The 12,224-nt window shown below is 35.8% G+C and carries 6 protein-coding genes; 5 read left to right on the top strand and 1 reads right to left on the bottom strand.

Features of this window, described 5'->3' with window-relative positions; all coding sequences use genetic code 11:
- Nucleotides 1-174 precede the first annotated feature (174 nt).
- The 4 genes from J2Y38_RS16895 (at nt 175) to J2Y38_RS16880 (ending at nt 10,088) form a co-directional block, all read left to right on the top strand.
- Nucleotides 175-2,844, top strand: coding sequence for a beta-1,3-glucanase family protein (locus J2Y38_RS16895; RefSeq protein WP_309844782.1), 2,670 nt, complete (start codon nt 175-177; stop codon nt 2,842-2,844).
- 171 nt (nt 2,845-3,015) lie between these two features.
- A complete protein-coding gene (locus J2Y38_RS16890) occupies nt 3,016-4,656 on the top strand; it encodes a glycosyl hydrolase family 18 protein (protein WP_309844780.1) in 1,641 nt (546 codons plus the stop codon).
- Between the two features lie 140 nt (nt 4,657-4,796).
- Nucleotides 4,797-7,652, top strand: a complete 2,856-nt coding sequence (locus J2Y38_RS16885; RefSeq protein ID WP_309844777.1) for an RICIN domain-containing protein — start codon at nt 4,797-4,799, stop codon at nt 7,650-7,652.
- A 510-nt stretch (nt 7,653-8,162) separates the two neighbouring features.
- A complete protein-coding gene (locus J2Y38_RS16880; RefSeq protein WP_309844775.1) occupies nt 8,163-10,088 on the top strand; it encodes a metallophosphoesterase in 1,926 nt (641 codons plus the stop codon).
- A 256-nt stretch (nt 10,089-10,344) separates the two neighbouring features.
- On the opposite strand, the gene J2Y38_RS16875 is transcribed toward J2Y38_RS16880, so the two are convergent.
- Nucleotides 10,345-11,400 carry a phosphatidylinositol-specific phospholipase C1-like protein gene (locus J2Y38_RS16875; protein WP_309844773.1) on the bottom strand — a complete coding sequence of 352 codons (1,056 nt, stop codon included), beginning with the start codon at nt 11,398-11,400 and terminating at the stop codon, nt 10,345-10,347.
- Between the two features lie 265 nt (nt 11,401-11,665).
- On the opposite strand from J2Y38_RS16875, the gene J2Y38_RS16870 reads away from it, so the two are divergent.
- A complete protein-coding gene (locus J2Y38_RS16870; protein ID WP_073489226.1) occupies nt 11,666-12,190 on the top strand; it encodes an RNA polymerase sigma-70 factor in 525 nt (174 codons plus the stop codon).
- Nucleotides 12,191-12,224 lie beyond the last annotated feature (34 nt).

Below are 12,224 nucleotides of genomic sequence, written 5' to 3'. Positions count from 1 at the left end.
AATCCGTTGGGTGTAGTTTGTTTTAAAATAAACCCTCTCATTCAATTGTAAGCTGGAATTAAATTTAAATGGATAGCACCAAATAATTGCACCTGACGGATGATTAAAAAGTCATGATTTAAAAGATGATTTCAGTTTAGAATCTATTTACATAAACCCCACAATTATTTAGATATGAAAAAAAATAAACTTCAAAGATTTTCACTACTGACAGCACTGTTTCTGGTGTTTTCAAATTTTATGTTCGGGCAGGGAGCGATTCCTTTTACGATTAGTAATACTTCTACATTTAATGATAATGAATTGTATGTAGCTATTGTTGGTATCGATTATACCACCGGAAACCATGTTTGGGTAAATGCCAAAACAAGTCAGGTTTTACCAATGAGTTCTTCTTATAATACCGTTACGGGGCCAACAATTGGAGGAAATACCGGACCGGGACAAAATTCAAAATACGCAGCTTGTTTTACCAAGTTGAGTGAAATTCCAAACAAAACTTTTACGCTGCCTTTAATTGCAGGCTGCCGAGTTTTTATTTCTAAAGGTTCTCAGTTGTATTTTTACTTTTTTGGTGCCAATGGAGCTCCTTCGGGATATACATCGCCAAATCCGTTGAATGCAACAGATCCAAATCAGGGAATTTTATATGAAATAATCGAATTAACGAACAATCAATATGGTTTCTTCGGAAATCCTTCGAGAGTAGATTCGTATAAATATCCAATGGGATTGGAATTATTTGGCGCAAACGGATATCAAAAGAAAGTTGGTGAACTAAAAAAACACGCTGATATCGTGGCTGCTTTTAAAGCCAATGTTCCATCAGAATTTCAAGGTTGTGTAAACAATACAACAGGTGAAATTACAGCTCCGTCAAAAACTCCCGCTTTCGCAGATGGAACAGGAGGAACGACAGTTGGACCACAAGCCAATTATTTAAAATCCTATATCGATGCGATCTGGAATAAATACAAGAATGAAGATTTAATTTTTTATGCCGGAGATGCCGGAGTTTTTAAAGGAAGAGTTATTGGCGAGCAGCTTGAAATGGTTGGACAATCTGGAGGATTTGTTGGCCGTACAGGAAGAGTTCAATACAGACCAAGTACTCAGGAAGCTCTTGAAGGAAAAGGTGTTCTGGACAGAAGATTGGTTGACGGAGATTTAGATCTTGTGATTCAGGCGCAATTAACAGCTGCTATTAACAGACACGTTGTAAATACTACAACAGCAAATCCGGGTCAGCAAAACTGGTACGATGCCTCAAAATATTATCAGGTAAACCCAACCAATCATTATTCTAAATTCTGGCATTTACCGGGAATCAGCATTGATAATTTATCGTATGGATTTGCTTATGATGATGTTGCAGATCAGTCACCATCATTACATTCGCCGCAGCCAACAAAAGTAATTGCCGTTTTTGGAGGTTATGCAGGAACGGTTCCTTCTGTTCCGGCTACGACAGATGTTATTACAGTTTATAAAGATTGTAATTACACAGGTTTCTCTGGCGGATTAACAATTGGAGATTATAACTTAGCACGTTTAAATACTTTAGGTGTTTTAAATGATGATATTTCGTCATTAAAAATCACACAAGGATATCAGGCGATTTTATATCAGGATGATAATTTTACAGGAGCTTCAACAGTGATTAATTCTGATAATTCTTGTTTAAACGCAACCTGGAATGATAAAGTAACTTCTATCAGAATCCTTGCAAACGGAACTACAACTTTAGGAAACCAGACTTTCTTTTTACAAAACAGAAACAGCGGTTTGTATATGGATGTTTGGAATGCAAGTTTATCTAACGGAGCAGGAATTAATCAAGGTGCGCTGAATTCAGGAAACAACCAAAAATTCACATTTACACATTTAGGCGACGGATTGTATAAAATTATTGCCAATCATAGCAGCCAGTCTTTAGATATCAACAATTTCAATAAAGCAAATGGTGCGCGTTTAGAGCAATATCCATACAATGCAACTACAAACCAGCAGTTTGTATTGGTTTCTACAGGCGACGGTTTCTATAAAATTGTAGCAAGACACAGCGGTAGAATTGTTGAGGTTGCAGGAGCAAGTACAGCTTCTGGCGCAATTGTACAACAATGGGATAATAACAACCAAACTTGCGGGCAATGGAAATTAGTTCCGGCAACAAGTTCACAGACTTCTGTTTTAATTCAGGCCGAAGATTATTCAGCAATGAGCGGAATCCAAGTTGAAGCAACTACAGATACAGGCGGAGGATCAAATGTTGGTTACACAGAAACTGGTGATTGGTTAGCGTATAACAGCATTAATTTCCCAACAACAGGTTCTTATTTAATTGAATACAGAGTGGCAAGTGCTGTTACAGGCGGAAGATTATCATCTGATTTAAACGGAGGAACCATTGTTTTAGGAAATGTTGATATTCCAAATACAGGAGGATGGCAAAACTGGCAGACGGTTTCGCAAACGGTAAATGTAAATGCAGGAACGTACAATTTCGGAATTTATATTCAAAATACAGGAATGAACATCAACTGGATTAAAATTACTAAAGTTGGTGCGGGTGCAGCTGCTAAAACGGCTTCGGTTCAACCAGCAGAAGAACCGGCAGAAATTGCTTTAAATGTTTATCCAAGTCCGGTTGAAAATACATTGTATGTAACCACAGATCTTTCTGGCGGAAGCGTAAAAATAGTCGATTCACAAACGGGGTCTACTGTTGCATCTCAAAAAATCAATAATAACAGTTTTGACGTTTCACATTTGAAACAAGGAATCTATTTTATTGTTTTTGAAAAAGAAGGCAAACAGACGATCAAACGTTTCATAAAAAAATAGTTTTAAAAACGATTTTAGGCTTTAGATTTTAGATAATAATTTGGGAGAGTTAGTTAGTTTAACCCAATTAGATTGCATAGCGATCAAATCTAAAATCTGAAGTTTGAAATCCAAAATTTTTCATTTCCCCCAAAATTTACAAATTTTTATTAATCTATTAAACAATTTATTATGAAAAACAATTACCGAAGAATGCTGCAGAAATGCATTATTATCTTAGTGTTGGGAGTTTTTAACTTAGCTACGGCCCAGCAGAAAAAAGTAATCGCTTATGTCCCGAACTGGGTTGATCTAAATGCTTTAGCAGGAACTATCCAGTACAGTAAATTAACGCACATTAATATTGCGTTTGAAAATCCTGATGCAAACGGATATTTAAGTTTTAATTCTGGAAATAATGCCATTATTAATACTGCACATGCTCAAAATGTTAAAGTTTTTGTTTCTCTTGGAGGAGGTGCTATTTCTGAAGGCGGTGCCATTCGTGACAATTATTTTAATTTAATTACTCCGGGAAACCGTACCGCTTTTATTCAAAAACTGTACGACTATGTGGTCGCTCACAATTTTGACGGAATCGACGTAGATTTAGAAGGTCCGGCAATTAACGGCGATTACGGCGGATTTGTTATTGCCTTGGCGAATAAACTGCATGCCAATGGTAAATTGATTTCGTCAGCGCTTTCAGAAGGATATGGTGGTGCAAATGTACCTGCATCTACTTTTGCGGCTTATGACTGGATTAATATCATGGCATACGATGCAACTGGGCCATGGCAGCCAGGAAATCCGGGACAACATTCCCCATACAGCATGGCTGTAAACCAATTTAATTACTGGACAGGAAGAGGTTTACCTGCAAGTAAAGCTATCATTGGATTACCATTTTACGGATACGGTTTTGGAGCTTCTGCAAATCAGGGAATTTCTTATGCTAACATTGTAGCTCAATATCCGGGAGCAGAAAATTTAGATCAGGTTGGAAATACGATTTATTATAACGGAATTCCAACAATCAAAGCAAAAACAACTTTTGCGATTCAAAACGCAGGCGGAGTTATGATTTGGGAATTATCTCAGGATGCAACTGGTTCTAAATCATTATTAACAGCCATCAATCAGGTAATTACAGGAAGTAATCCTCCTGGAACAGGAACTTTAATACAAGCCGAAAGTTATAATACAATGAGCGGTGTTCAAACAGAAGCTACAACAGATACTGGCGGAGGTTTAAATGTAGGTTATGCTGATACAGGAGACTGGATGGCGTATTACAATATTAACTTTCCAACATCTGGTAATTATGTAATTGAATACAGAGTAGCAAGTGCCGTTAATGGAGCAAGATTATCATCTGATTTAAATGCCGGAACAATTCAGCTTGGTGCCGTTAATGTACCAAATACTGGAGGATGGCAAAACTGGCAGACTATTACGCAAACTGTAAATGTAAATGCCGGAACGTATAATTTCGGAATCTATATTCAAGCTTCGGGAGTAAATTTAAACTGGTTTAGAATTACAAAATCGGCTTCTGGTTTAGCTGCAAAATCGGTTGCTCCGGCTGCTGAAACTCCTGCAGATATTGCAAGCGTTACCATTTATCCAAACCCAACAGAAGATACACTTTTCTTTAGTTCAGAAGTTTCCGGAGCAAATGTAAGCGTTATCAATTCTGAAGGCGGTGCTACAGTTTCATCACAAACAGTAAACAACAACAGCATCAACGTTGCTGATTTGAAAAAAGGAATTTACCTGATTTCATTAGAAAAAGATGGAATCAAAACGGTAAGACGTTTTATTAAAAAATAAGTTTTTTTAACCGCAAAGTTCGCAAAGAAAAAACGCAAGGTTCGCAAAGGCAATAAACACCTGACGGACTTTGCGTAAAACTTAGCGCTCTTTGCGGTTAATTTTTTATCAGTATTGTAACCCCCTTTAACCCCAATTATATGAAAAATATTTACAGATTTCGGTTAAGTTTACTCTTGATAATTTCCTTTGGATATTTTGCCACGGCGCAGACTTCCTTAGGTTCGAGCAAAACATTCTTGAATAAAATAAAAAATGGATTAGTTTCTTCAACAACTGCAAAAGGGCCAGAAAAAACAATTCTGCTTCAGGCAGCCGATTCCAAAAGCTTTAACGGAAAAATAAACTATAAAGAATCAGATCAGTCAAGTGAATTTTTAATTGGAGAAATTAAAAATGTTGCAGAATCTTCTTTTTATATTAAAGTTAAAGACCAATCTCTTGAAGGTCATATTATTTTAAAGAAAACCAGAGAAGCCTACAAATATTACTCTGATGCACAAGGAAATGCTTTTGTTTCTAAAGTAGATATCAATACTTTGGTTTGTATCGATTATAAAAATCTTCCATCAAAAGCAGCAAATAAAACAACAGCGGCGGCAGAAATTGCTCCGGCATTGCTAAATCTTCAAAGTTTACCGGGTGCAGCAGGCTGCGTTTTATTAGATTTTGATGGTTATTATATGCCTGCAGGAAATCTTTGGAACAATGGTAATGCTATAAACGCTGCAGCTTCAGGAATGAGCGATGCAGCTGTTCAGCAGCATTGGGAAGTAGTTTCAGAAGATTACAGACCTTTTAATCTAAATGTAACCACAAGCGAAGCTGTTTTTAATTCTTACCCAAGAAACAGAAGAATGCGTGTTGTAGTAACGCCAACAAATACGGCAGCTCCGGGCGCGGGTGGCGTAGCTTACATTGGTTCGTTTAACTGGGATAATGATGTACCTTGCTGGGTATTTATTACTTCCGGAAAATCGGGTGGTGATGCTTCTTCTCACGAAATTGGACATACTTTTGATTTGGGTCACGACGGACGTACCAATCCTGCCGAAGATTATTTCGTAGGTTTAGACGGAACTTCGTGGGCTCCAATTATGGGTGCTGGATATTACAGACCTGTGGTACAATGGAGTAAAGGCGAATACAATTTTGCTAATAATTTGCAAGATGACGTAGCGACAATTGCAGGTTCTAAATTTGGAGTAGGATATCGAGGAGACGATTACGGAGATAATACTGCTTCTGCAGCCACTTTAGATTATAATGCAAGTGGAGCAATCAATCAAAAAAATGGAATTATTTCAAGTGCAGCTGATTATGATTTCTTCACATTTACAACTGGCGGCGGAAATGTTTCTATAAATGCCAACACTGTTTCAAGAGACGGAAACCTGCATCTTTTACTAAGATTATATAATTCTGCCGGAACAGAAATGGGAACGTATTGGAATTCTGATCCGTTTGCTTTAAATGCTTCTATGAATGTAAATCTTCCGGCTGGTAAATATTTTGTCGGCGTTGATGGAAACGGAGCAGGAAATGCCGGAAGCGGTGGATATTCGGCTTACGGTTCTATCGGAAGTTATTCAGTTACAGGAACAATTCCACCGGGAGGAAATATCAATCCAACAACTGGTGTAATTACCGCTTATAAAGATTGTAATTATACTGGTTTCTCAGGCGGATTAACTATTGGAGATTATAATCTGGCCCGTTTAAATTCCTTAGGCATTTTAAATGATGATATTTCGTCACTTAGAGTTACGCAGGGATTTCAGGCAATTTTATATCAGGATGATAATTTTACCGGAGCTTCAACGGTAATTAATTCTGATAATTCATGTTTGAATGCAACTTGGAATGATAAAGTAAGTTCGATTCGAATTCTGGCGAACGGAGTTACAACTTTAGGAAATCAAACTTTCTTCCTTCAAAATAGAAATAGTAACCTAAATATGGACGTTTGGAATGCAAGTTTAACAAACGGAGCAGGTATCAAACAAGGAACTGCAAATACTGGAAACAATCAAAAATTTACGTTTACGCATTTAGGTGACGGTTTATACAAAATCATTGTAAATCACAGCGGACAATCATTAGACGTAAATGGTTTCAATACAGCAAATGGTGTAAGTGTAGAGCAATATCCGTATAACGGAACTACAAATCAGCAATTCATTCTGGTTTCTACAGGCGATGGCTTTTATAAAATCGTTGCCAGACATAGCGGAAGAATCGTTGAGGTTGCCGGAGCAAGTACTGCAAATGGTGCCAATGTTCAGCAATGGGACAATAACAACCAAACGTGCGGACAATGGAAATTAATTGCAACAACTACTTCTCAGACTTCTAGTTTGATTCAGGCAGAAGATTACTCAGCAATGAGCGGCATTCAGGTTGAAGCTACAACAGATACTGGCGGAGGTTCAAACGTAGGTTACACAGAAACGGGCGACTGGTTGGCGTATAACAATATTAATTTCCCAACAACTGGTTCTTATTTAATTGAATACAGAGTAGCAAGTGCCGTTACTGGCGGCAGATTATCATCTGATTTAAACGGAGGAACTATTCTTTTAGGAAATGTTGATGTTCCAAATACCGGAGGATGGCAAAACTGGCAGACGGTAACACAAACGGTAAATGTAAATGCCGGAACATATAACTTCGGAATCTACATTCAAAATACGGGAATGAACATCAACTGGATTAGAATTACAAAAGTTGGAGCAGGAGCACCGTCGGCAGTTATAGACGATGAAGTAAAAGATGTTACATTTAATGTTTATCCAAATCCGGTTTCAGAAACGCTTTTCTTTACAAAAGATGTTTCAGGAGGAAATGTTAAAGTAATAGATTCTCAAGGTTCAATAGTTTCATCACAAAAAAGCAATGACAATAGTCTGAATGTCTCGAATTTAAGACAGGGAATTTATTTTGTTGTTTTTGAAAAAGATGGAGAAAAAACAATAAAACGTTTTATAAAGAAATAATCCATTTCGCCATAATGGTTTTATACATTAAATTTTAGGTTTTAATGTAAAGGCTGTCAGAAATGACAGCCTTTTTTTTTGATTAAAATTTTACCACAAAGTGCGCTAAGATTTTATAATATTTTGAACGGGGCTGTATAAAGTTCGCAAAGCTTTGTGGACTTTAGTTTATTTAAAACTTACTTTGAAAAACTTCGCGAACTTTGCGAAAAACCTTTGTGGACTTTGCGTTAAAAATTTTACCGCAAAGCACGCTAAGATTTTATAATATTTTGAACGCAGCTATCATAAAGTTCGCAAAGCTTTGTGATCTTAGTTTTTATTAAAAACTTACTTGAAAAATCTTCGTGAACTTTGCAAAAAACCTTTGCGAACTTTGCGTTAAAAAACAACCTCAATAAAAACATTATCATTCGATAACAATAACATAAACTCATTTCATCTTTAAATCGATAAAATTGCTGCTTATTACTTTTAATAAATTCCCCATTTTGCAAAAGCTTACAACCTATGAATTTAAAATTTACTTCGCCAATAATTATACTCTTTATAATAATCTTCAATCATACCATTTCAGCCCAAAATCAAAAGAATTTAGATGGCGTTCAGGTGGCATTTTTATCTGATGTTCATCTTCAGGATTTGTTTGGAAGCTTCTCTGATAATGATTTTAAAGGTGTTTTGAATACCAAAACCGGAAAATATGCGTTAATAAGAACGATGGCCTCGCAGTTACATTCGACGAGAATTTTCAATGAAAATTATTTTGCCTTCATCGCCGCTCTTGAAGATATTGCAAAACGAAAAATAAAATATGTTGCACTTCCGGGCGATTACACCGATGACGGACAGCCGATACACGTGCGCGGATTGAAGAAGATTTTAGATCAGTACCAAAAAAAATATGGGATTGAATTTTTTATAACGACCGGAAATCATGATCCGGTTGGACCATTTGCTCAGGAATCGGGAAAAGAAGATTTTTTAGGAAAAGAAGGAAAAAGCCAACCCATTTTTAGCAAAGACGGCATGTATAAGCCAAACATGAATATCGAACAGCCAGTTGTCATAACAGCCGATATTGCTAAAATGGGTTATTTAGGCATAACCAATGATCTGCAAAACTTCGGTTTTTATCCGAATAAAAAATACAAATTCTGGTCGACTCCTTTTGCCAGTTATAATTCCCAAAACTACAATTACAAAAAAGCAGTTGAAGCTTCTCAATTAAACAAAAGAGTTTACAATGTTGCGCCTGGATTTGAAGTTCCGGATGTGAGTTATGTCGTTGAACCAATCGACGGACTTTGGTTAATGGCAATTGACGGAAACGTTTATATTCCAAAGAAAACCGATAGTGATCCAAAAGATTCTAAAAGTTATTCAGAAGCCAGTACAGGTTATAATAATGTACTTTCAAACAAAAAACATCTTATTAAATGGGTTCAGGATATTTCGGCGGAAGCCAAACTTCGCGGAAAAACTCTTGTAGCTTTCAGTCATTTTCCAATGATTGATTTTAATGATGACGCTTCTGCGGAAATAAAAGGACTATTAGGACCGAATAAATGGCAGTTGAATCGAGTTCCGGTTGAAGAAGTAGCGCAGGTTTTTGCCGATGCAGGATTGAAAATTCATTTTGGCGGACACATGCATATCAACGATACAGGATTGCGTACGACTGCAAAAGGAAATACTTTGGTTAATATTCAAACGCCGTCGCTTGCAGCTTATATTCCAGCTTATAAATTATTGACGATTAAAAAAGATAATCTGGTCGATATTCAAACGATTACTATTGATGAGGTTAAAGGATTTGATGAACTTTTTGATTTGTATAAAATGGAATATCAGTTTTTACAAAGTCAGAACGTAAAAGACATTTGGAATATCGATATTCTGAAAACTAAAAATTACCACGATTTCACCGATTTCCATTTGAAGGAATTAGTTCGTTTGAGATTTTTATCTGATGACTGGCCTTCTGCTTTTAAGGATTTTATTCTGAATGTTTCTGCCAATGATTTATTGGTTTTAGCTAATATTCAATCGGATAAAGATTTTGATTTTATTCTGAAAAATAAATCACAGTTTCAAAAAGAAGGGAGTGAAGCTGAATTGAAATCGGAACAAATTTTAGCTCAAAATAATCTCAAAAAAGAAGATTTTAACTGGACAGGAAATGATCTTTTAATTGATTTTTACCGTTTTAGAAGCGCTGATGAATTGGCTCTAGTTGATGTTGGAGAAAAGCGGGTGGCAGCTTATAAAGTTTTATCGAAGTTGTATTTAGAGAATTCTAAAGAAGAAGTTGCTAAGCCTCTGAAAAAACAGATGAAGTTATTTCTTGTCATCTTCAATAAATTCATGCACGAAGTTCCTGCAGATCATTTTACAGTTGATTTGAAAACAGGTGAAGTTAAAAGCTTGAAGTAATTTTAGTGTTAGATGTATATTTTTAACGCAAAGAGCACAAAGTTTTTTTCGCAAAGAACACAGAGTTTTTTTAAGAAGATTTTATAAAAATCAAAGTTCACAAAGCTTTATCAATAACAGCTTTGTGAACTTTACGTTTATTAATAAACACTTAAAGAATCCTTTGCATACTTTGCGAAAAACCTTTGCGCTCTTTGCGTTAAAAAAAATCACAGTCACAATCTTGAAAACTGTGACTGCGACTGTAAACTAAAACCTAATTACCATTAACCGGATCAACTCTCACATAAGTCCCATCATCATATTTAATTTGATAAGGAGAATTAAAGAAAGTACTCGGCAGATAATAATCGGTAGTGATGATTTGTGCTCCTGACGTTTTTGCAGCGTTGAAATCCGTATAATCATTTGCTCTTGCTTCTTTAGTGTCAGCATCGGCTCTCGTTCTTATAATGTAGCCTTTTTTAACTAAATCGGCTATTGTAGCATCTTCAGGATTATTTCTGAATATTGTTGCGGTTTCTGGTTTTCCGGGCTCGGCGTTGATGAAAACCGCGCGTCCTTTTAATGACGGATGATTTAAAGCATATAAATCTCTTTTTGCTCCGTTATTATCCAAAATAAACAAGAATTTACCTTTTGCTTTTTTCAGCGTTGGCCAGTTGTTGTTTAAAACCGCTTCTTCAAGCGTTTTGTATTTTCCACGAACCATGTCTGGCGTAATCAGTTTATTTCCTAAACCTTTGCGAAGTTCTTTGTCTAAAGCATCAAAAAGTTCAGATGTAAATTTCTCAGCTTTTGTTCCCAAATAGCTGTCATCGTCTTTTGGTTCTAAAGTAATAAAAACCGGAACGTGATCAGGATTTGCGTCAGACCATTTTTTTAGTTCAGCAAGACAGCTCTGAAGCGTGTAGCAAGAAGTTCTAAAATCGATATCAATCATATGAAAAACTTTAAAACCCGGTTTTTTCATTTCTCCATTTGGGTCGTAAGCCTCTTGTGATTTTACAAGGTCAAGACCTTTTGGGTGTACAAATTTTCCGCCTTGAGGATCGCCCTGAACATCAATTTCTAATTGGCGTAAACCTTTATTTAACTGATCTGTAAGACTGATGTGTGTGTATTGCAAACCTTTTAGTGAACGTGTAGTATCTTTTGCCTGAATGAAATTGAATAAGTCAGGTTCGATATTATGGCGGTAACTGTTGTGCGAACCGATAACTTGTATCTGGTTGATTTTTAAATTCTCATTTTGCGCTTGACTCAATTGTACTGTCCCGGCAAAAAGCAATGCAAACAAAATTTGTTTCATGATTTTTAGATGAAATTAGGATTAAAAAGTATGGAGACGCAGCAAAAGAGAATTGCATTTTAGAGATTACTAATGTAGTGCCGCAATTTAATTTTTGTGTTAGCTAAACGAAAAGAAATCGCAAATCGATTGTCATTTTTGCCCGAAAACCGTAGTATTAATAAAACAAAACAATTCAAAATTTAATTTAAAGATAACTTTAAGGCAAAAACTATTGGTATAACATTTCCTTATTTTACATCACTTAATGTGATTAAAATTACCAATGAAGAATCCTGAAATTTTTGAAAAAACGTATACTGATTACTGGCAGAAACTCAATGCCTTCTCCTATACGATGACTCAGGATAAAGACTTGGCGCAGAATATTGTTCAGGATGTTTTTATTGATTTATGGGAACGAAAAGACGATTTAAATATCAATGCGATCGAACCTTATTTATTTAGAGCGGTAAAAAATCAGATCTTTAAACATTATCAAAATAATCGTTTCGATAAGACGATTATGGAAGATAAATTTGAAGATTACATTATCGACAACTTTCAGTCAATTGATCCCGAAGTAATGGATTTACTTTATTCCTTATTAGACCAGCTTCCGGAGAAAAGAAAAGAGGTTTTATTAATGTATAAATTTCAGGATATGTCAATTGATCAAATTGCAGAAGAACTTGGAATTTCAAAACAAACGGTGAAAAACCAAATTTCATCGGCATTAAAACAATTACGCGAAGGCTTGAAAGATCTGGCCTGGATAGCTCCAATTATCTTTTTTAAACAAAATTTTTAAGATAACTTTCTGTTAATGGTTTCATAATATTTCC

The sequence above is a fragment of the Flavobacterium sp. 2755 genome, from assembly GCF_031455715.1.
GTDB lineage: Bacteria > Bacteroidota > Bacteroidia > Flavobacteriales > Flavobacteriaceae > Flavobacterium.
The sequence above is the reverse complement of the archived record's forward strand: the minus strand, read 5'-3'. Positions and strand labels throughout refer to the sequence as shown.

Bases quoted from the DNA above. Each gene is read 5' to 3' on its own strand.
- J2Y38_RS16895 (WP_309844782.1), top strand. From the start codon at position 175: ATGAAAAAAAATAAACTTCAAAGATTTTCACTACTGACAGCACTGTTT.
- J2Y38_RS16890 (WP_309844780.1), top strand. From the start codon at position 3,016: ATGAAAAACAATTACCGAAGAATGCTGCAGAAATGCATTATTATCTTA.
- J2Y38_RS16885 (WP_309844777.1), top strand. From the start codon at position 4,797: ATGAAAAATATTTACAGATTTCGGTTAAGTTTACTCTTGATAATTTCC.
- J2Y38_RS16880 (WP_309844775.1), top strand. From the start codon at position 8,163: ATGAATTTAAAATTTACTTCGCCAATAATTATACTCTTTATAATAATC.
- J2Y38_RS16875 (WP_309844773.1), bottom strand. From the start codon at position 11,400: ATGAAACAAATTTTGTTTGCATTGCTTTTTGCCGGGACAGTACAATTG.
- J2Y38_RS16870 (WP_073489226.1), top strand. From the start codon at position 11,666: ATGAAGAATCCTGAAATTTTTGAAAAAACGTATACTGATTACTGGCAG.